Below are 21,603 nucleotides of genomic sequence, written 5' to 3'. Positions count from 1 at the left end.
TATACAGTAAAAAATACTGCTTTTTAAGTCGATGGAAATAATTGTCTAATCAAAAAAATACTTAAACAAATTAGCTATTCCAGATTCTTTTTTATTATTTTCTTTTGCTTCATTTGATTTTGACTGTTTTTTTACTCGCTTTGGTTGTATTTCTTGTTTCTGTTCGATAACAGATGGAAACAATTCTTTTCCTTGTATTTTCGCATTACGGTAGGCAAATTGCAAGATTCCAACCCCCGCAGTAAACTGTGGTTCTCTGACACCTATATAATCTGGAATCGCTATACGAATATTGGATTGATATATATCCTCCGCAAGCTCCAGAACACCCGGCATAGCCATCGTACCTCCAGTCAGTACATATCCACCAGGTAATCTATGATAGCCCATCTTTCTAATTTCTCTTTCAGCAAACGCAAAAATTTCTTCCATTCTAGCTTCTATCATATCTGAGATTTCCAATTGATTATACGTTTGCTTTGTATTACTTCCTATTATGGAAACATCGAATACTTCTTCCTCTAAAGCATGATCATAAAAGGCATGTCCATAATTTAGTTTAACATCTTCAGCCTCCTCTGTAGACGTTCGTAACCCAATCGACAGATCCTTTGTAATATTGTCACCGCCCAATTGAACGACACTTGTTGAGACAAGATGATCACCTTCAAAAATAGATACAGTTGAGCAACCACCACCAACATCAATCAATGCGACACCCATGTTCTTTTCATCCTTTGATAAGGCGGTCGTACCAGCTGCAAGTGGTTGAAGACAAATATCAGCAACCTGGAGATTTGCTCGCTCCACACATTTTAAGATGTTATGTAAAACCGTCTTAGAGCAAGTGATAATCGTACCTTCCATTTCTAATCGTACGCCAATCATTCCTCGTGGATCATTAATCTCGTCTAACCCATCAACAATAAATTGTTTAGGTATGACATCGATAATCTCACGTTCTGGAGGAATGGACATAACTTGGGCTCCATCAATCACTCTCGTAATATCATCATCACTTATCTCACGGTTTTCACTTTGAACCGCTACTACTCCGTGACAAGGTTGTAATTGAATGTGATTTCCATTCACGCCGACTACAACACTATCAATTTGCATGCCTACCATACGTTCTGCTTGTTCAACAGCATTTCTAATGGACTGGACTGTCTGATCAATGTCTATAATAGCACCTTTCTTCATGCCATTTGATTTAGCAGAACCAACTCCAATGATGTTTAATGAATCGTTTAAAACCTCACCTATTATAACTTTGATTTTTGATGTACCTATATCAAGACTTACTAATACTTCACTGTTGTTCAAGTAAGGCACCCCCCAGTTCAGAAGCTGCACAACTAAGCAAACTTCTTATACCAAATTCTGTAATTATCCTAATAATGTAATAGTTTAAAACATTTCCTAAAAATAAAATATATATAGGTTATTCCACATAAAATATAGGATTCCTTTTATTTTTCGGTAATTTTTTTAAAAAAATTAAGCAGATTTTACAATTAATACAATGTGATCATTAATTATTTAGGAAAAAGAAACCATACCTCTTATATTAAACTATTTCGTAAAGAGAGCTGGAATTATGACTTTCATAAGAAATTAAATTCTTTTACTCACGATTTTCAGATGTTGCCTCCTGATTTATAGTATCTTCTACTGATTCTTCAGATTCAGTGGTTTCATCTTGCTGGCTCTCTTCTTTTTCATTAAAAGACTCAAAATAGGCTCCTACTCCAATATGAACAATTCCTTCACTGTCTGCATCCAATTGAGCAACAATAGATGGGTATACTTCCATTCTAGCTGCAAAATCCCGAATCGTTGCATCAACCGTTAATCCATCATTCATATATAGGCGAATTTTGTTTTTATTATCATCCGTTGGAGCCCAATGAATCTCAGAAATTAACTTCAATATACTTTTGGGAAGTTCTTCTAGTTCTGCTGTCATCCTATGTATATATTCTTTTTCGGTAAAATTGGATATTAATGGAGCATCTCCAGTAAAGGTATGCTGTTCCAAACTATTGAGCACAGTACCGTTCCCTAGAATTGGATAATATTTTGTTTCCTTTTGTACATAACCAACACGCTCATATTCTTCCACTTGAATAGTGATTGTCCACGGTAATTTTCTATCTACACTTGCGGATGAAATAATCGGATTATTCTCTACTGCTTTCACACTCGCTGATTTATCAATTGTCCATATATTCATATCTTCCGCTAAATTACTTATGCTTATTACTTCTTTATCCGATAAAAAGGTATTTCCTTCTACCTCGATATATCGGATATGACTTAATGAAGATTGCAGATAGACGATAATAGAAATTAATAAGAAAAAAATAGAAAGATAAAATATTAACCGTCGATTTGCCTTTTTTTTCCTAGCCTGCTTCAATTTCGGTATCCTATCTTCTATTGAAACAACTTTCTTTTTTGCCATCTCCATTTCTTCCTTTATCATAAATTAACAATAGAAATGGCAAATAAATACCATTTCCTTATGTTAATTTAAAGTATATCACATTATCCCTTTAAAGTTGTAGTGTACATAGATGGAAAATAAAGTTTTTAAGCTCTTTGCAATATCTCTGCAAACTATGGTTTTATAGTAAGTAATTTTAGATTTTCGTATATCTACTAATATTTAGCAAAATACCTACAGAACATAGTATTAATGTTAATGATGATCCTCCATAGCTTAAAAAAGGCAAGGTAATTCCAGTTACAGGAATTAAACCAATAACGACACTAATATTTATCATTGCTTGAATCGCAAGCATGGAAACTATCCCAAGTGCTAAGAAACGAGAGAATAGATCAGGTGCCTCCAGGGATACTTTTATCCCACGCCATAGTAAGAGTAGAAACAGCAATAAAACGATAGTACCTCCAATAAAGCCAAGCTCTTCTCCTAAAATAGCAAAGATAAAATCAGTTTGTGGTTCAGGTAAATAAAAATACTTCTGTAGACTATTCCCAAATCCTAACCCCATTAAACCTCCTGGACCAATTGCATATAGTGATTGTATAATTTGGAATCCATCGCCAAGTGGGTCTTCCCACGGATTTAAGAATGCAGTAATTCTACTAATACGATACGGCGCAGATGCAATCAGACCTACAAAGCCTATCAGCCCAAGTAGAGCTAGTCCAAAAAAATGTGATAGTCTAGCACCAGCAGCAAATACTAAAATCATACACGTTAATACTAATACCATACCAGTACCTAAATCTGGTTGAAGCATAATTAAGCCAAACGCAGTAAATATCAGCATAATGGATGGAAGAAAACCTTGCTTCAATGAGGTAATATACTTCTGCTTCGTTGCTAAAAATGCAGATAGAAAAATAATTAAACCTAACTTCATAAATTCCGATGGTTGAATACTGAATGCCCCTATTCCAATCCAGCTTTGTGCTCCTCCACGTACCATTCCAATTCCTGGTATTAATACTAAAAATAAAAGTATGAAGCAAGCTAACAAAATCACTCTCGCGTATTTTTTCCACGTACTATAGGGAATTTTCATCACAAAAAGCATTGCTGCTACGCCGACGCCAGCAAATAATACTTGTCTTTTTACATAATACCACGCATCACCAAATTTATATTCTGCCCAAACATAGGAGGAGCTGTAGACCATAATGACTCCAATAAGTAACAAACTTATGATAACGCCCAATAAGATATAATCGGGTGAAGTATGTGATCTCGCTTTATTCTGGAACAAAAATAACACCCCTCTTTAGATTGAAATCGGGGTGTTGTTTAAAGCTATTTACTTCACGATGTTTTTTCTACTCGGTTCAAAAAGAAGGTGAGACATACTTCTTGAACAAGTTCTTTAAACAAGCCCCTATACTATCGTATGCACGGCTTGTATAAACATGTCTCCTCTTTCTTCAAACGTCGCATATTGGTCCCAACTTGCACAAGCTGGAGAAAGCAGAATGGTGTCACCTTCTTCTGAAAAATCAAAAGCAGTTTGTACCGCTGTTTCCACATTATCTGTTAATTTTATCTGGGGAACGCCTGCATGTTCGCCAACTGCCTTCAATTTTTCTGCAGTTTCTCCAAATAACACCATCGCTTTAACATGTTCTAAGTAAGGGATTAGTTCACTAAATTCATTCCCTCGATCTAACCCACCAGCCAACAAGATTACCGGTTTTTCAAAAGCTGATAACGCCTTTTGTGTTGCCAGAATATTCGTTGCCTTTGAATCATTATAAAACATCCTACCAAGATGTTTTCCGACAAATTGTAAACGGTGCTTTACCCCTGTAAAAGCAGATAGGGCAGTTTGAATCCCGTGATTCGTAGCACCGCTAAGCTTAGCAGCAGCTATTGAGGCAAGTATGTTCTCATAATTATGCTCTCCCATTAAGGCGATATTTGATCGATCCATAATCTTTTCATCTCTAAAATAAATCGATGTTTCATCCATCCAAGCACCATCTTCTAAACGCTCCTTAACAGAAAAAGGAACTTTATGAGCTTTGCTGTTTTCTACTGCATCAATCAAGCTACGATCGTTGGCATTATAGACGAGAAAATCTTCTTCCGTTTGATTCTTAAAGATATTAAATTTTGCCTGTTTATAATTATCAAGTGTTTTATGATAATCTAAATGCGCCTCGAAAATATTTAATAAAACTGCAATCCTAGGCTTGAATTTATCTATCCCCATTAACTGAAAAGAAGATAGTTCTAAAACTAAATTCTCGTTATTATCTATTGTTTGTGCTACTTCAGTTGCAACTATTCCAATATTTCCAGCTATCTTAACAGGTTGGTCACTCTGTGTAAGCATTTGAGCAGTCATCGTGGTTGTCGTTGTTTTACCATTTGAACCTGTGATACCAATGATTGTTGCATCTGTTAACTGCGCAGCTATTTCTATTTCAGTAATAATTGGAATTTCTTTTTTTATAGCCTCGGCAACAATTGGATTCTCATAGGAAATTCCTGGGTTTTTTACGATTATGTCGATATCATTTAACACAGAAAGAGGATGGGAACCAACAATTATCTCTGCACCCATCTCCCTTAATCGAATTACCTCTTCATCTGAAGCAGTTGCTTTTTTATCGTTTATACGTACCTTTTTCCCATTTTTCATTAATACCTCAGCAGCAGCTGTACCACTCTTAGCTAAACCTAATACAAGTACATGTGAATAGGGAAAATCATTTAGCTTTCTCAATTTATGCCCACCTCAATGTATATACCTAAAGCTGCAAAAATTAAGCCTACTAACCAGAAGGTTGTTACGACACGCCATTCAGACCAACCTAATAATTCATAATGATGATGTAGTGGGCTCATTTTAAACACCCTTTTTCCAGTTGTTTTAAAAGATATAACCTGAATAATGACAGATAACGTTTCAATAACAAAAACTCCACCGATAATAACTAAAATAATCTCTAATTTAGTTAAAATGGCAATAGCAGCGATGGCTCCACCTAACGCTAATGAGCCTGTGTCACCCATAAATACCTTAGCAGGATGTGCATTAAATACAAGGAAACCAAGCAGTGCACCAACTACAGCTAATGAAAAAATAGTGACTTCATTTTGTGGAATTCCATACCAAGCTAGAATTCCGAATGCACCAAATGCAATAGCAGCGGTACCTGCAAGTAATCCATCCAAGCCATCTGTAAGATTTACGGCGTTAGAAGCACCAACAAGCATAAAAATAATTAAAAGTGCATAACCCCAGCCCAATTCCCATTGAATAGATGTACCTGGAATTGAAATGTAGGTCGGAAAGCCTTGATCTCTCAATATAAAATATACAACAAGTGCAATAATCAGCTGACCAAACATCTTTTGTTTTGAAGTCAAACCAAGGTTCCTCTTCATTGCGACTTTAATAAAATCATCTAAGAATCCTAATAATCCGTACCCTACTAACACAAAAATGAGTAACCAAAGTTCATAGCCAATGCCATCTGAATTTGTTTTCAAGGCCATAATTATTGATGTGATTATAACACTTAGAACAATCATTAATCCACCCATTGTAGGCGTACCTGTCTTCTTTTTATGTGATTTTGGCCCTTCTTCTCTTATGCTTTGTCCAAACTTTAATCGTCTTAAAAATGGAATAATAATAGGAGACATAAGGACGGTGATTAAAAATGCTATAGCAATCGTTATGACTAATACGAATATATTCATTGTTTCTCCTCCTTGTTAGAAACCGTCCATCTATTGTAAATAACTAACTTCTTTTATCATTAATTCAAATTTCAATCCTCTAGATGCTTTAAACAAAATTACAGTGTCTTTATTCAAATAAGGTTGAAGTGCCTCAATGAGCGCTTGTTTATCCCTAAAATGCGTTGAGGGAATTAGAGAATGTTTTTCTTTCATTGCTTTAGTAATGTATTTAGCATCCTCGCCAAATGTGAAAACTTCTGTCACAGGTTCTGATATAACTTCAGCTACAGACCGATGTAACATTTCTGAATGATTTCCTAATTCTAGTATATCACCTAGTACTAGTACTTTATCCTTAAAATCATGTAATTGTTTTACAACTTTTATTGCAGCCTTCATCGATGTCGCAGAAGCATTATAGGCATCATTAATAATGGCTACACCATTATTACCTGTTAGCCATTCAAATCGCATTCCTGTCTTTTCCATTTGCAAAAATGATTGCTGTATTAATGCGCCGCTAATATTTAACAATTCTCCAAGTGCTATTGCAAATGTTGCATTTTTAGCATGATGCTCTCCTAAAAAAGGTATGCTATATTCCTCATCTTTACCTAGCTGAAAAAGTGTCTGTGCATGTTTTAACTCGACCGATATGATTCGTTTATCGTTCGTATGATTAAATCCACATGTACGAACATTAGCTTTTTTATGCATATGATAAAGCAATTCCTCATCACCATCGATAATTAAATAACCATCTGACTTTAGTCCGGAAGTGATCTCAAGTTTAGCTTTGGCAATACCTTCGCGTGAACCTAAATATTCAATATGTGATTCGCCAATATTGGTAATTATGGCATAATCTGGCCTTGCAATTTCGGATAATTGTTCAATTTCTCCAAAGTTGCTCATTCCCATTTCTAAAACCAATGCTTCCGTATCAATCGGCATAGATAAAATAGTTAATGGTAATCCGATATGGTTATTATAATTTCCATCTGTATAATGTGTTCGATATACAGCTTTCAACATAGCTGCCACGATATCTTTCGTAGAAGTCTTACCATTTGAACCTGTAATACCTACTACGATTGGATCAATCTTTTTCCGATAATGAAAAGCCATTTCCTGTAAGGCAGTAATCGTATTGTCAACAAAGAAAATCGGAAGGTCATCGGGAACCTGCTGTGGTAGAGCCTTCGCCTGATCCCAAAATACAGCAATTGCTCCATTATGAATTGCCTGTTCCACATAAGCATGACCATCAAAGTTCTCCCCAATAATCGGAATAAACAAGGAATTTGGCTTTTGCTGCCTACTGTCTGTATGAACATGTTCTATTGATTTTCCGTGGATATCCCCCGTAAAGTCTGGAAAAAATCCCGAAAGCCAATTTAAACTAAACATAATCTCTACTCCTTAGCTAAAATAGCTTGGCGAGCTATTTCTCGATCATCAAAATCATATTTAACATTGCCGATTTGTTGATATGTTTCATGCCCTTTACCTGCTATTAGAATAACATCACCAGCTTTAGCATGTTCTACAGCATACTGTATTGCCAATCTTCGATCTACGATAACTTGATAATCTTCGTTAGCATGCAAACCATTTGTCATATCATCCAAAATTTCTTGGGGATCCTCCGTTCTCGGATTATCAGATGTGAAAATAGCATGATCTGCATATTTTAATGCAATTTCCGCCATAAGTGGCCGCTTCGTACGATCACGATCACCACCACAGCCTACTACTACAAACACACGATTTTCTGCAAATTCTTTCACCGTCTGTAAAACATTATCTAATGAATCCGGTGTATGTGCATAGTCAACAATAACTGCAAAGGATTGCCCTTCATTCACAGGTTCAAATCGACCATTTACACCCTCCATTTTTTCTAAAGCCGTTTTAATGTGGGCAATCGGAATATCACTCACAATTGCTGCAGCACTGGCCGCCAACATATTATATACATTAAACATACCAATAAGCTTGCTTTGGATTGTTAACTCTCCAACAGGTGTCGTTAATTGGAAAGTTGTACCTGCTGCACCAAGTTTAATATTACTTGCCATTACTTGAGCAGAATTTTCGATTCCGTACGTAATCACATGTTGAGCTGTACTTTCTTTTAATAGTGTACTTGACGCATCATCTTCATTAATTACGGCATATTTATCTTCACCGCTATAACTATTGCCTAGCTGCGCAAACAAGAGGCTCTTGGCTCTTAGATAGTCATCAATATCTTTATGATAATCTAAGTGATCCTGAGATAGATTTGTAAAAACCGCTATATCATAATCACAACCATAAACCCTTCCCTGCACAAGCGCATGCGAAGAAACTTCCATAATTGCTTGGTCTACATCTTGATCTAGCATCTTTTTGAACGACTTCTGAAGTAGTAACGCATCTGGAGTCGTATTGGCAACCGGATATGTTTCATTTCCTATTTTCATATGAATTGTTCCAATAACACCTGTCTTTTTCTTATATTCATTAAATATCGTTTCAAGCAGATACGTCACCGTAGTCTTACCATTTGTTCCAGTGATACCGATTAAAGGTAGCTTAACAGTAGGGTTATTATAATATTTCACACCAAGCATCGATAATGCTCTGCTTGTATTAGCGACTTTAATTATTGGTACGCTTGAATGTACTTCTTGATCGACAATAACGGCACTGGCTCCATTTTGAACCGCCTGCTCTACGTAGTCATGTCCATCAACTGTAAAGCCTTTGATGCAGACAAAAAGATTACCGGATTCTACTTTTCGCGAATCCATTTCAATACCAGTTACCTCTATATGAGCTATATCATCATTTGTTTCATAAAAAGGTATACATCCTAACAAATCAATTAATTTCATGTTTAACATCCCAATCTAAAATAATGTCCCACATATGTATTCTCGTAGATTACAATTTTTAAGAGGGTGACAGCACCCTCTTTTATTCTTTTTCCACCTAAATCATTATAGCAAATTTATCCCTGTTTAACGATTATTTTCCGATAAATAAATGCGGATTTTTGATCCTTGCTCTACTTTTGTTCCAGGACTAGGTGCTTGATCAATAATATAATCACCCTTTCCACTAGTTTCGATGGATAGGTTTGTCATGTATTCCGTTAATTCTTCTTTATCTAGTCCCACTAAGTCAGGAACTTCTACTTTCGGTTCTTCTGGCCACTGATATTCTTTGTCCAGTCCACCCTTACGAGGTTCGACTTCCATTGCCCTTAGGCTATCACCAATAATTGTACCAACAATTGGTGCTGCTACCACACCACCAAACTGGACCGTATCTTTCGGATTATCAACAGCTACATACACAACGATTTCAGGATCATCTGCTGGAGCAAAACCAATAAAGGATACCACATAGTTATTTTCCATATATCTACCATCTGGTCCAACTTTTTGTGCTGTACCTGTTTTCCCGCCAACTCGATAGCCATCAACATATGCAGGTCGTCCTGTTCCTTGTGCAACAACACTTTCTAAAGCGTGACGTATCTCCTTGGAAGTCGATTCGGAAATAACTTTCTTTTTCATGGTAGGTTCCACTTTTTCGGTTGTCTTTTTTGTTTTAGGATCAATCCACTCTTCTGCAATATATGGTTCGTATAAATAGCCACCATTAACTGCAGCTGCTACCGCCATTACTTGCTGAATTGGAGTAACAGATACACCTTGTCCAAAAGCTGTAGTAGCCAATTCAACTGGTCCTACATTTTCTGGTTTAAACAGAATTCCATTCCCTTCTCCCTGCAAGTCAATTCCTGTCTTTTTACCGAATCCAAAACTATTGATATATGAAAATAGCTTCTCCTTTCCTAACATTTGACCAAGGCTTACAAAGCCAGGGTTACAAGAATTCTGGACAACTTCCAAATAACTTTGATGCCCATGACCACCGCTCTTCCAACAATGTAATTCGGTTCCTCCAACAGAGATGTCACCATCATCGTGAAAGTGATCATTTTCTAAATCTACGACTTTTTCCTCAAGAGCAGCAGCTAATGTAATAATTTTGAATGTAGAACCTGGTTCATACGTACTCCAGATCGGCAGATTTCGATCAAACACATCGGAGTCTACTTCTTGATAATTCTCGGGATGAAAGTTTGGACGTGACGTCATACCAAGAATTCCCCCAGTTTTAGGATTTACGGCAATCGCAACTGCACCATCTGGATGATATTTGGACTCAGCTAGATCAAGTTCACGCTCCATAATAGTTTGTACTTTTGTGTTAATAGTTGTTTTGAGGTCTAGTCCATCCTTGGGAGGGCTGTATTCATCTGCTAATCTATCTAGACGTCTACCTTTCGCATCTGAGTAAAAGGAGAGACTGCCTTTATCTCCACTTAATTTATCATCATAAAATAACTCAAGACCCATTAATCCTTGATTATCAATGCCTGCAAATCCGAGCACGTGGGAAAGGTCATCTCCGTATGGATAATGTCGCTTAGAATCTTTAGATAAATAGACACCATCCATATTCAATGTTCGAATAGCGGTTTCTTGTTTTTCATCTATTTTCCTGCCATCTGGATGTATGTTCACACTCGATGCATTTCGTGTAACATATTCATAAGCCTTATCATATGAAATGTCTAGAATATTGGACAAATTCTTTGCCGTTTCCTCAGGCTTATCAACTTGCCTCGGTACAACTACAACGGATGGAGCCGTTACATTTTCAGCAAGTACTTCACCATTACTGTCCAATATATTTCCTCTTTCAGGTTCAAATTCAATATCCCTTGTCCATAATTCATTGGCTTGTCCCATTAATTTATCGCCTATTACAAATTGCACATACCCTAAACGAATATCAATAACTGTAAATATTAATAAACCAATAAGAAAAACAGCGACTATCCGTTTTTTTGTCGTCACAGCAGATACACGTTTCATACTACATCTCCTTTTTATAGACATGCTTGTATCCACTATATGAACAATAAAATTGGATTAGAACACTGTTTCTCATCGCCACAAAATTATATTACTTGTGTTATTCCCCTGTATCTTCTTGATCTGATGAAGTGTTTTCCTGCTTTTCTTGATTCGGAGGTACTAATTCAATACCTAAATAGTCTTTAGGCTTTACAGGTGTACCTTCCTTTATATTCTGAGTAACAACATAGCCATTACCAAAGGTCTCTGTTTTCAATTCCAATAGATTTGCTAACTGTAATGCATCACGTAGCGACCAGCCCACGATGTTAGGCATCTTTGGTTTTTCAGTTATTAATAAAACATGATCATTTGGTAACACTTTTTCACCTTCTCTGACATTACTAGCTACAATTTCCCCTTGACCAGCTACCGTAACTTTCAACCCATGCTTTTTAAGCTCTTTCTCCATTTTACTAGCATCTTTTCCTACTAAGGTAGGGATGCTTACTTGTTTAACCTTGTTGGTCTTCTCTTTATCAGGATTAATATTCAAATAGTGAAGCCCATTCTCCATTACATTTTTAAAAATAAAAGATACTGGTGTCGAACCTGATTCCGTTGGCTCTAACTTGGGCTGCTTAACAGATACATACATCATTAACTCCGGATCATCGATGGGTGCCATGCCTAAGAAGGAAAAAACATGATTTTCTTTACCAGATAAATATCCTCCTTCAGGATTAGGAATCTGCGCTGTCCCTGTTTTACCTCCAACTGTATAATCATCCAGTTTATACTTTTTACCCGTCCCATCTTCTCCATTTACAACAGATTTCAAAAGCTCTAAAACTTGTTCAGCTGTCGCTTTAGAAATTGGTTTGCCAACTACATTTGGTGACTTCTCTTCGATTATTTCTCCAGAATTAGCGTCAACAATTTTTTTGATCACATAAGGCTGTAGCATTTTTCCATCATTTGCAATAGCTGTTGCAGCTTTCATTTGTTGAATTGGTGTTAGCGTACTACCTTGACCGAAAGAAGTACTTAACTTCTCACGCGGCCAATTATATAAAATTTCACCAGCTACCTCATTGGGTAAATCAATTTCCGTTTTTTTATCAAATTGAAAGGCCTTTAAGTATTCTAGATATTTGTCGGTACCAATTTTTTCCCATACAAGCTTAGAAGCTGCTACATTGGATGATCGTTGGAATCCCTTATCAAATGAGATTTTCCCCCAACCGTTACCTCCATTATGGTCACGCACAGGCTTTATTTGCTCATTGGGTTGGTAGCTACCTGACATATAAGGTTCACTACCATTATATACATTCTCTTCTATCGCTGCTGCCCAAGTAAACATTTTAACCGTTGAACCCGGTTCAAACGGTGTAGAAACAACGTCATTAAACCAATTTTCTACTTTTGGATCATTCGGATTATAGCTTGGTCGATTACCCATCGCCACAATTTCACCCGTTTTAGGATTCATTACAACAGCAGAAATGCGCTCAGGCTCATACTTTTCATCTGCCTGTGTAAGTGTATCCTCCAGTAAGGTTTGAATTTTCTGTTCGATCGTTAAATAAACATCATCTCCATCCTCGGGTTCAGTAACAACTTCTTCTGGATGCAAGAGCTTTTTATTATATTGATCACGCTGATAAGATATGCGCCCATCTTTACCGCTTAATAAATCATTCATTTCATGTTCAATGCCAGCTATACCTTTGATTTCTTGTTTCGTACCAGTTTTGTCTTTCTTCTTAACTTCTTTTTCTCTTGCAAACCCAATAATTTGTGAAGCAAACATTCCATTTGGATAATAGCGAATTGCTTCTTCCTTGAAATTAATTCCAGGCAAATCTAAAGCTGCAATTTCATCCTTTTTCTGCTGAGATAATTCTTTACCGTTATTTCCAAACTCAACCTGAAATTTATTTTTTTCGATGCCAGCATTTAACTGTTCAAGCACTTCACTTTCTTTCATATCTAATAAAGGAGCCAGCAATTCCGCAGTTTTCTCCGGATCTTTTACATGCTTTGGCTCCTCTAAATCTTCGGAATAGGATTCATCTACAATGGCGTATAATCTATATGTAGGTCGATCATAAGCCAGCGTCATTCCATTACTATCGTATATTTTTCCTCTTTCTGCGGGTAATGTATAAGATGATGTTCGTTGTTTATCTGCCCATTCCTCCAATGATACTCCGTTTATTTCCTTTGTGGCTTGAATGTAGAGAAACCGTCCTGACAATGTAAGAAATGCACCTACGAAAAGGATTATAAAAATGCCTGCCATGAAGTGAGTCGCTTTATTTTTCCTCATAACCATGTTCCCCTTGATTCTAATTATTCATTTTCTGAGCTTGTTTCACTTTGGTATCTTGAATTTTTAGACCATTCTTTTCAGCTATATTTATAATTCTTTCCGGCCTACTCAACTCTTTCAACTCATAGCTAAGTTGATCATTAACAGCTTGTTGTAACTTGACTTTGCTTTCTAATTGTTGTAATTCTCGATTAACCGTATCCGTTGATGAAGAAAAAGAAACCATATACAATCCTGCTACAATTATACATACCCCAATTATGGAATAAATTAATTTTTCTCCTTTTGTAATCCAACCCTGCTTCTGCACTTTAACAGGTATGGATTGCTCCTTCTTCGGTGTCTGCTGCGGTCTAATTTGTTCCCATGATCTAGCATGATTTACACTCATTATTTTCTCCACCCTTCTTCATACCTAAAATGTGGTTTCCAATCAGATATTTTTTCAATAATACGCAGCTTAGCAGATCGTGATCTTCGGTTAACCTCCAACTCATGCTCATTAGCAATAATCGGTTTTCGGTTAACTAGCCGAAAAGGTGCTTCATTAGCTTCCGGTAAAATAGGCAAGTTTCTTGGTGTAGCCTTTGGTGTACTCCATTTTTTAAAAGCTTGTTTACAAAGTCTATCCTCTAATGAATGGAAGGTAATTACTGCAATTCTTCCACTAATGCCTACAACTCTTGCAGCTTGATGTAAGGCATCGTTAAACACACCTAACTCATCATTTACCGCAATTCGTAAGGCTTGAAATATCCTTTTAGCAGGATGTCCCCCTTTACGTCTAGCGGGTGCAGGAATACCTTCTTTAATAATTCCCACTAATTCATGTGTCGTGTCTATCGTTTTAGTTTTCCGATAGGCTTCTATTTTTCTGGCAATTTGTTTGGCGAATTTTTCTTCACCATATTTAAAGAAAATTTTCACCAAATCATTATACGACCAGTTATTTACGATCTCATAAGCGTTCAGATCTTTTGTTTGATCCATTCTCATATCAAGTATTGCATCATGCTGATAGCTAAAGCCTCTTTCTCCCCTGTCCAATTGAGGAGAAGATACACCTAAATCGAATAAAATCCCATCTACTTGGTCAATTTGATGCTCTTCTAGAGCTTCTTCTAGCCTGCTAAAATTAGAATGAACAAATAATATTCGATCTTTATATTCCGCTAATCGTTCTTTTGCAGCCTGTAATGCATCTAAATCTTGATCAAAAGCTATTAGTAATCCGTTTTCGCTTAATCTTGAGGCAATTTGCTCAGAATGCCCTCCACCCCCTACTGTACAATCAACATACGTACCAGTTGGCTTGATCTCCATTCCTTCAATTGTCTCTGTTCTTAAAACACTATAATGTTCAAACATTGAAACACCCATTTCTATCGTTTGCCGCCTTCATGATGTCAAATGTCCTCTCTAGTTGATTAGATATCGAAGTCCATTAGGTTCTCTGCAATTTCTGCAAAGGATTCTTCTGAGTCTGTCACGTACTCTTCCCAATTCTCATTCGCCCAGATTTCAATGCGATTTGAAACACCAATCACGACACATTCCTTTTCCAATGCAGCGTAACTGCGTAAATTCTGCGGAATATTTATTCTTCCCTGTTTATCAACTTCGCATTCAATTGCACCAGAAAAGAAAAATCGCGTGAATGCTCTGGCGTCCTTCTTAGTAAGTGGGAGTTTTTTTAACTTTTCCTCCAATAGTTTCCATTCGTCCATTGGATAAGCAAATAAACATTTATCTAGTCCACGGGTCACAACAAAGCTTTCCCCAAGCCCCTCACGAAACTTAGATGGAACAATCATTCTTCCTTTAGTATCAATGTTATGTTGGAATTCACCCATGAACATATAGTCCACCCCACCTTTGTATATCCAATATTACCACATTCCCCCACTATTCACCACTCATATTTAAAAAAACATAAAAAAAAAGCTGTTTATACAGCTAAAAGCTAACGGTAATAACAACGGAAAAAGCTGTCATATCAATATATGACAGCTTTTTTATACGATGGTGGTAATTAGTGGGAGAATAATTGCCTTTTTATACATAAATAATATAATGATCAGTTGTAAATTGATAGGAATGATTCATTAATTCACTTATAAAGCCTAAACCATACTTATTAATCCAAGGTAATACATTCCAAACACGCTCTTGTAAACCATTTTCTGGATGTAATACTATATTCATCAAATCAAATGCTTTTAATTCTTCCTCATGTTTTGATCGTAGTGCATTTATTAACTTACTCTCCAAAAAGGATACATCTGCTTTTAAAAATTGCAGATTCTTATTAGCTAAATCACCTAAATCGCTTCGCATATCAATCGCAACTTCCCTCAAAGGCAAATGCGCCCTTTCAACATCTTTTTTTACTTGTTCAGCAATTTCTTCAATAGCTGGCTGATTCTTCTGAGCGAACCAATGTTCTTTAAGGTGAACAGTGCCATGATTTATTGCGTCTTCAGCTGAAATTTGAAACTTGTGCATTGTTTTCTCTATATGACGTTCTACAATCGTTAAAGATAGCCTTGGTAAGACAGGTGGCATCTTTAACTGAACCGAATGAAAGGCAGATTTTAAAGAAGCCCAATAACCTATTTCTCCTGGTCCTCCGATAAATGCCAAGCTAGGAAATAAAAACTCTTGCATTAATGGACGAGTAACTACGTTGTTACTTAATAGATTTGGGTTTTGATTAGCAATGTATACTAGCTCGTCAGTAGTAAGCACTACCTCATTTTGTTTCCCTTGCCAGTCACCATTTTCCATACGGCGTAATAAAATTCGCTCTCCATTTCTGTGAAAAAACAAGTGACCATCCGATTCTTCCACATCAAGAGATAGAGAATAATTTAATTCATTCAATTCCTTAATCGTTGCATGTACACCCTTACTGATCTCGGGCTGTTGTTTAATCATTTGCACAAAGTACTCTTTTTCCAGTTCACGTACGCGATCATCACCCGAGTCAATGAGTACGACACCTTCATTTGGAAAAAGGGCAAAAATTATTTGTGCAAAAAAATCAACATAGCTAGCAGAATCATTCAAGCAATGCTTCATTTGCTCATATAATTCTTTTGTATAGTTTGTTTCTTTTAGATCTTTAAATAACTGCTGTAACCAAATTGCACTTTGCTCTTTATTAATCTGCAAATCAGATAATGAAATTTTGTCCCAAACCTTATGTTGCACCTTATATTTTTGTAAATGCTGTTGTTGAGGAAGGTAAATATGATTTACTTCATCAAAATCATGGTCTTCTCCGGCGATCCAAAAAATAGGAATAACTGGAACACCGAGAATTTTTTCTTGTTCCCTAGCAAACTGTATAATTGAAATAATCTTATTTATCGTATACATTGGACCCGTCATTAATCCTGCTTGTTGTCCCCCAATTACAACCACACTGTCATCCGCTACTAACCGTTCTATATTTTCCAATGTAGATGGAGGAGCGTTCCAGCCTTGGTTCAATTCATGCAATACCTCACATAAACTTTCTCGTTGAAAAGAACGTTCCATTAGTTCATCATATCTTTTATCAAAACTGCCAAATGGAGCATAATCAAAAAAAGATTGAATTTGCTCGTCGTTATTTCTATAATCCTGTATTAATTTATTCCGTTTCTTCAAAACGATCGGGTCAATCCGCATAGATCCCATGCTCCTTTATATGTAATGTCCTTTTTGTATTGTACATAAAAAGAGCGTAAATTTCATGCGATCTGTTTTGCAAGGTACAGTTAGAAAAAAATTCGCTGAATAACTCCTAGTAAAACAAGTAAGGCATATAAAAAACCGAAAATCAAAAATGAAATCCGTAACATAATTTTAAAAGCCCTCGCAAAATTAACCTCCGTTTGCATACGCCACTGTAAAACAATAATGGTAGTGATGAGTACAAGCAAAAATGTAATTATAATGCCAATAACATTGAAATTAAAAATAATTGACCCTATTACACATACAGATAGGATGTAAAATATTGTTGTCCAATGAACTGCAACATGTAAAGCCTTTAAGGGGTGTATACCTGAAGAACGAGCAATGTAATACAATATCCCAGTAGCAAATAGTGGAACTGTTACTAACAATGCAATGAAATAGCTAAGTACATTAATCATTTATTACCATTTCCTCCGAACTGTTCATCGTTAAAAACGCTAAATAATTCTTTTATTTTCATATTGTTCCTTTTATATTATAATAAATATATAGAAAATCCAAAATAATTGTAACAAAGTAAATGACAGCAACGATATAGAGGGGGAACTTTTATGGAATCCGTGAAAGTGGAAAAACTCATGATCAATTACAAAACACTTGAAAAATTTAAACATTTCAAGGAATATGGCAATCAAGAATTATCAATGCTGGAAGACCTAGAAAATAATATGATCGAAAATCAAAATGACTCGCCATTCTACGGGATTTATGTTGGGGATAGTTTAATCGCCAGAATGAGCCTTTATAAAGTAAAGAAAAAATACGACTTTTATTTCGAACCACCTCAAGACTATCTAACACTCTGGAAGTTAGAAGTTTTACCTGAATATCAGGGAAAAGGGTATGGTAAAGTACTTGTTAATTTCGCTAAAAGTTATCAATTACCTATTAAAACGAATCCTCGTATTAACTCCCACGGCTTTTGGGAAAAAATGGGATTCCAAAAAGCGCATTATGAAATGGAAAGAGACTTAGGCGAAAATCCTTTAATATGGATGCCTGAAGGGGTAAAAGAGCAAGAAAGTTCAAATTAAATTGAAGCTAAAGACATGAATGTAAAATTGCATTCATGTCTTTTTATCTCGCATATAACTGGCATTAATACCCCCACTTCAAGCAATAAAGTAAAACCAATATGGTAAGTGCGGGATAAACAAAAACCCCCACTGATTGAAGTTTCACTTTATCTGAATTTGGCTTTTGTTTACATTATATAAAACATAAAAAAGGCTTTAAATTATCTACTTATGCGCTAGACAAATCAAGCGCAATGAGTTATCTGTTTTTATTACTTATCCTGTGAATCCGTTTTTACCCAACTCCATAATTTACCCATTTCTTCCCAAGCATTTTCATATCGCGTAAGTTTCTCTTTTAGATGCGCATTTTCCTTCTCTAAATGCTCCGCATATTCTTTATCATTCTTGATATCTTCTGTTTTTTGTGTTGAAAAATTGGATCTCATCTTTTCTAATAGCAGAATCGCAGTTTCTATCGTATCTCTTTCTTGAATTTTAGGCTCAGTAAAGCTCCATATATCCTTTCTATTGCCAAGCTTTCGTTCCTCTTTCGCTGTTTGAATTGCATCCTGATATTGTTTACGAATTGTCGCATTCCAACGAAATCCACATGCAGCTGAAGTTCTTGATAATTTTTTAGCTACCTCTTTAAAAGCTTCTAATTGTGTTTTTCCATCTCGTATATAGCGCAGGACCGTTTCTGCTAACAACACATCCTCATCTTTAGTCCATGCATCTTGTCGAGTTGCATTCATAACATCCCTCCTTATACATTTGCTATCAATGTATGCAAAAAATAGGAGTGATAGAATAAAGTATTATGTATTTTTAACAGTTTTTTTAATTATTGTACAAATAAAAGTAAAAATAGAGGGTGCGCTTATCTAGTGAAATCCTTTCCTATATAACAGGTTCCAGCTAACTTGGAGTGAAAATAGACAACCATAGATTCCATAACTACCTGTTGATTATATAAAAAACAGATCACAATTTGTGATCTGTTTGTAAGCTATGATTATACTTTATTAGTTACTTACTACTTCTTTCCCGTCATAATGTCCGCATGATTTACAAACATAATGTGGTTTTGTTAATTCACCACAATTTGAACATTCTACCATGCCAGGTACGTGTAATTTTTTATGAGTACGACGTTGATTTTTAACTTTTTTAGAAGTTCTTCTTTTAGGTACTGCCATGACTTACACCTCCTTCATAGAAGATAAGAAAACCGAGTAGAATGATGTTAGTCTTTCTTCTCGTCATCTTTCAACAATGATTCCAATTTCTTAAAACGCTTATCTATCGTCTTTTCTTTTTTTTCTTCTGAAATAAACTCCCAACCTTTCCCTTCTGTAGGGGACTTCATTTGGTCATTTGTTTCATCTGAAAATACTCGATACGGAACCTCTAATAGAATATTTTCCTTTATAAGCGGGGTTAAGTCAAGTACTTCCCCATCAATCGGATGTATTTCTTCTTCCGCTTCATCTTCAGTAACGTATGGTGCAGTAGTAAATACTTCATCTGCATGAATATCAAACGGATACGGGACATCTACTAGTGTTCGCGCACAAGGAAGTATCATCTCTCCACTAATCTCCAATGAAAAAATGATTTGGTCTCCTTGAAAAAAACACTGTCCATGAACACGAACTGGTTCAATTTGACGAATATCGTTATTCATTGTCTCCAGTTCAGAAACATTTACTTTTTCATCAAAAGTGAATGGTTCATTATAAGCACTTTTCTTTAATTGAGCTAATGCAAATTTCAATATAATCACCTCAAGGCAACAAGAGTAATTTTAAAAGAAAAAAAGACTTTTGTCAACATATTTTCTTTACAGAATACAAAACTAATTGATTAGCTATATCCTTTATATAGAGTGTTCCCGATCACTCCTATCACTAGTCATCATAACAGTAGACCAAATGCGAAATAATCTATTTTTTGATACAATAAAGTGACACTTTATTCAAAAGTGTACTACTTCTGAATGTTAGTTGAACCAATCGGGCTTCTACGGGCAATTTCCTCTACGTGTTATTACTTTTTCATCTAGATTTACTGCCCAGGTTACCGGTAATAAAGTGAAACTTTATTTGAACTAGGAGATGATGAAAATGGAAGCATGTGGGCTAGTAGTTGAATATAATCCATTTCATAACGGGCATGTATATCATATACAGGAAGCTCGAAAAATAAGTCAGGCAGAATGTATGATAGCCGTGATGAGTGGGTCCTTCCTACAAAGAGGAGAACCAGCAATTATGGATAAATTTTATCGTGCAAGAGCGGCCCTAAGCAAGGGAATTGATTTAGTAGTTGAGTTACCATATTCATTCGCTGTGCAAAGCAGTGATTTATTTGCTAAGGGAGCAGTTTTAACCTTAAGCGAATTAGGTGTATCTAGCTTATGCTTTGGTAGTGAATCAGGCAATATTGACAATTTTATAAACAGTTATCACAGATTAAAAACAAATCAACAAGACTATCAAAACGTTCTTAGAGACCAGTTAAATTCCGGAATATCTTTTCCAGAAGCTAGTAAAGCAGCATACCGTCATATTAGCTTATCTACTGATGAAATGGATTTAACCAAACCAAATAATATTCTAGGGTTTAGTTATGTAAAAACCATTATGGATCATAATCTCCCGATTAGACCATTAACTGTCCAACGCTCCCAAAGTGGTTACCATGATGAAACAATTTCAGGATCAATTGCCAGTGCAACCAGTATACGAAAAACTCTAACAGAAAGAAACACGATCACACATGAAATTAGCAACTCTATTCCTGATACAACAAAAATGGAATTAGAAAATTATAATCAACGCGCTGGAACTTGGCATGTTTGGGAAAATTATTTTCCATTTCTACACTATCGTGTAACAACTATGTCGCTACAGGAACTTTCTATGATTCAAGGTGTAGATGAAGGGCTTGAACATCGATTAAAAAAAGCTGCTAGGAGTGTTCATTCATTTGGAGAATGGATGCAGACGCTAAAAACAAAGCGTTACACATGGACACGATTACAACGTATGTTCGTACATATATTGACGAATACCAAAAAGAAAGAAATCGACATCTTATGTAATCCATCCAAGATGGCTTACGTTCGTGTACTTGGATTTAATAAAACGGGGCAAGCTTATATTCATCAACAGAAGAAGAAAATAGATGTTCCTCTTATTCAGAAGTTGGGTCGTACCATGCATCCGATGTTAGAAATGGAAGAAAGAGCAAGTGATGCCTATTATAGTATTCTTGCTCCAGATGTAAAATTAGCTCTACGTAATCAAGAAATCCAACCACCGATTAAAATATTATAATAGCATTAAAAAACAAGACCTATCCTCTAAAAAATCT

19 protein-coding genes are annotated in these 21,603 nt (G+C 35.9%); 2 read left to right on the top strand and 17 right to left on the bottom strand.

All coding sequences use genetic code 11. The features are described from left to right. Positions 1 to 45: 45 nt before the first annotated feature. The 14 genes from ftsA to ABDZ84_RS18350 all read right to left on the bottom strand — a co-directional run bounded on the left by ftsA (position 46) and on the right by ABDZ84_RS18350 (position 17,604). Positions 46 to 1,326 (bottom strand): cell division protein FtsA, encoded by a 1,281-nt coding sequence (gene ftsA, locus ABDZ84_RS18415; RefSeq protein WP_121605054.1) that lies wholly within the window; start codon positions 1,324 to 1,326, stop codon positions 46 to 48. Positions 1,327 to 1,627: 301 nt separating this feature from the next. Continuing rightward, a complete protein-coding gene (locus tag ABDZ84_RS18410; RefSeq protein WP_343782546.1) occupies positions 1,628 to 2,467 on the bottom strand; it encodes a cell division protein FtsQ/DivIB in 840 nt (279 codons plus the stop codon). 178 nt (positions 2,468 to 2,645) lie between these two features. After that, complete coding sequence (spoVE, locus tag ABDZ84_RS18405; RefSeq protein WP_026680806.1) at positions 2,646 to 3,758, bottom strand: stage V sporulation protein E; 1,113 nt, start codon at positions 3,756 to 3,758, stop codon at positions 2,646 to 2,648. A 126-nt stretch (positions 3,759 to 3,884) separates the two neighbouring features. Beyond that, entirely contained in the window at positions 3,885 to 5,234 is a 1,350-nt protein-coding gene (gene murD, locus ABDZ84_RS18400) for a UDP-N-acetylmuramoyl-L-alanine--D-glutamate ligase (RefSeq protein ID WP_343782543.1), read from the bottom strand. Beyond that, positions 5,231 to 6,217 (bottom strand): phospho-N-acetylmuramoyl-pentapeptide-transferase, encoded by a 987-nt coding sequence (mraY, locus tag ABDZ84_RS18395; RefSeq protein ID WP_026680804.1) that lies wholly within the window; start codon positions 6,215 to 6,217, stop codon positions 5,231 to 5,233. The genes murD and mraY overlap by 4 nt, the downstream gene beginning before the upstream one ends. A gap of 30 nt (positions 6,218 to 6,247) precedes the next feature. Then, positions 6,248 to 7,609: a UDP-N-acetylmuramoyl-tripeptide--D-alanyl-D-alanine ligase gene (locus ABDZ84_RS18390; protein WP_246484574.1), complete on the bottom strand. Its 1,362-nt coding sequence runs from the start codon at positions 7,607 to 7,609 to the stop codon at positions 6,248 to 6,250. A gap of 5 nt (positions 7,610 to 7,614) precedes the next feature. Then, positions 7,615 to 9,081, bottom strand: a complete 1,467-nt coding sequence (locus tag ABDZ84_RS18385) for a UDP-N-acetylmuramoyl-L-alanyl-D-glutamate--2,6-diaminopimelate ligase (RefSeq protein WP_026680802.1) — start codon at positions 9,079 to 9,081, stop codon at positions 7,615 to 7,617. A gap of 126 nt (positions 9,082 to 9,207) precedes the next feature. Next, positions 9,208 to 11,139, bottom strand: a complete 1,932-nt coding sequence (locus tag ABDZ84_RS18380) for a stage V sporulation protein D (RefSeq protein WP_026680801.1) — start codon at positions 11,137 to 11,139, stop codon at positions 9,208 to 9,210. A 100-nt stretch (positions 11,140 to 11,239) separates the two neighbouring features. Then, positions 11,240 to 13,456, bottom strand: a complete 2,217-nt coding sequence (locus ABDZ84_RS18375) for a penicillin-binding protein (RefSeq protein ID WP_026680800.1) — start codon at positions 13,454 to 13,456, stop codon at positions 11,240 to 11,242. A gap of 19 nt (positions 13,457 to 13,475) precedes the next feature. Next, on the bottom strand, positions 13,476 to 13,850 hold the full coding sequence (gene ftsL / locus ABDZ84_RS18370) for a cell division protein FtsL (protein ID WP_026680799.1): 375 nt from the start codon (positions 13,848 to 13,850) through the stop codon (positions 13,476 to 13,478). Next, positions 13,850 to 14,827 carry a 16S rRNA (cytosine(1402)-N(4))-methyltransferase RsmH gene (gene rsmH / locus ABDZ84_RS18365; protein ID WP_026680798.1) on the bottom strand — a complete coding sequence of 326 codons (978 nt, stop codon included), beginning with the start codon at positions 14,825 to 14,827 and terminating at the stop codon, positions 13,850 to 13,852. The genes ftsL and rsmH overlap by 1 nt, the downstream gene beginning before the upstream one ends. A 59-nt stretch (positions 14,828 to 14,886) precedes the next feature. After that, positions 14,887 to 15,318, bottom strand: coding sequence for a division/cell wall cluster transcriptional repressor MraZ (mraZ, locus tag ABDZ84_RS18360; protein WP_026680797.1), 432 nt, complete (start codon positions 15,316 to 15,318; stop codon positions 14,887 to 14,889). Between the two features lie 196 nt (positions 15,319 to 15,514). Next, complete coding sequence (bshC, locus tag ABDZ84_RS18355) at positions 15,515 to 17,134, bottom strand: bacillithiol biosynthesis cysteine-adding enzyme BshC (protein WP_026680796.1); 1,620 nt, start codon at positions 17,132 to 17,134, stop codon at positions 15,515 to 15,517. 89 nt (positions 17,135 to 17,223) lie between these two features. Beyond that, positions 17,224 to 17,604, bottom strand: coding sequence for a DUF3397 domain-containing protein (locus ABDZ84_RS18350; RefSeq protein WP_026680795.1), 381 nt, complete (start codon positions 17,602 to 17,604; stop codon positions 17,224 to 17,226). Between the two features lie 153 nt (positions 17,605 to 17,757). Between ABDZ84_RS18350 and ABDZ84_RS18345 the strand changes: the two genes are divergently transcribed. Then, the gene (locus tag ABDZ84_RS18345; protein WP_026680794.1) at positions 17,758 to 18,240 is read left to right on the top strand and encodes an N-acetyltransferase; all 483 of its coding nucleotides are present in this window, start codon (positions 17,758 to 17,760) and stop codon (positions 18,238 to 18,240) included. Between the two features lie 254 nt (positions 18,241 to 18,494). On the opposite strand, the gene ABDZ84_RS18340 is transcribed toward ABDZ84_RS18345, so the two are convergent. From ABDZ84_RS18340 to ABDZ84_RS18330, 3 genes are all read right to left on the bottom strand, one after another. Next, on the bottom strand, positions 18,495 to 18,980 hold the full coding sequence (locus tag ABDZ84_RS18340) for an RsfA family transcriptional regulator (RefSeq protein WP_026680793.1): 486 nt from the start codon (positions 18,978 to 18,980) through the stop codon (positions 18,495 to 18,497). Positions 18,981 to 19,250: 270 nt separating this feature from the next. After that, entirely contained in the window at positions 19,251 to 19,424 is a 174-nt protein-coding gene (rpmF, locus tag ABDZ84_RS18335; RefSeq protein ID WP_026680792.1) for a 50S ribosomal protein L32, read from the bottom strand. 47 nt (positions 19,425 to 19,471) lie between these two features. Further along, entirely contained in the window at positions 19,472 to 20,002 is a 531-nt protein-coding gene (locus tag ABDZ84_RS18330) for a YceD family protein (protein WP_026680791.1), read from the bottom strand. A 349-nt stretch (positions 20,003 to 20,351) separates the two neighbouring features. Between ABDZ84_RS18330 and ABDZ84_RS18325 the strand changes: the two genes are divergently transcribed. Beyond that, positions 20,352 to 21,566 carry a nucleotidyltransferase gene (locus ABDZ84_RS18325; RefSeq protein ID WP_026680790.1) on the top strand — a complete coding sequence of 405 codons (1,215 nt, stop codon included), beginning with the start codon at positions 20,352 to 20,354 and terminating at the stop codon, positions 21,564 to 21,566. The last annotated feature ends 37 nt before the right edge of the window (positions 21,567 to 21,603 follow it).

The sequence above is a fragment of the Virgibacillus salarius genome (assembly GCF_039521925.1).
GTDB classification, from domain to species: Bacteria; Bacillota; Bacilli; order Bacillales; family Amphibacillaceae; genus Virgibacillus; species Virgibacillus salarius.
The sequence above is the reverse complement of the archived record's forward strand: the minus strand, read 5'-3'. Positions and strand labels throughout refer to the sequence as shown.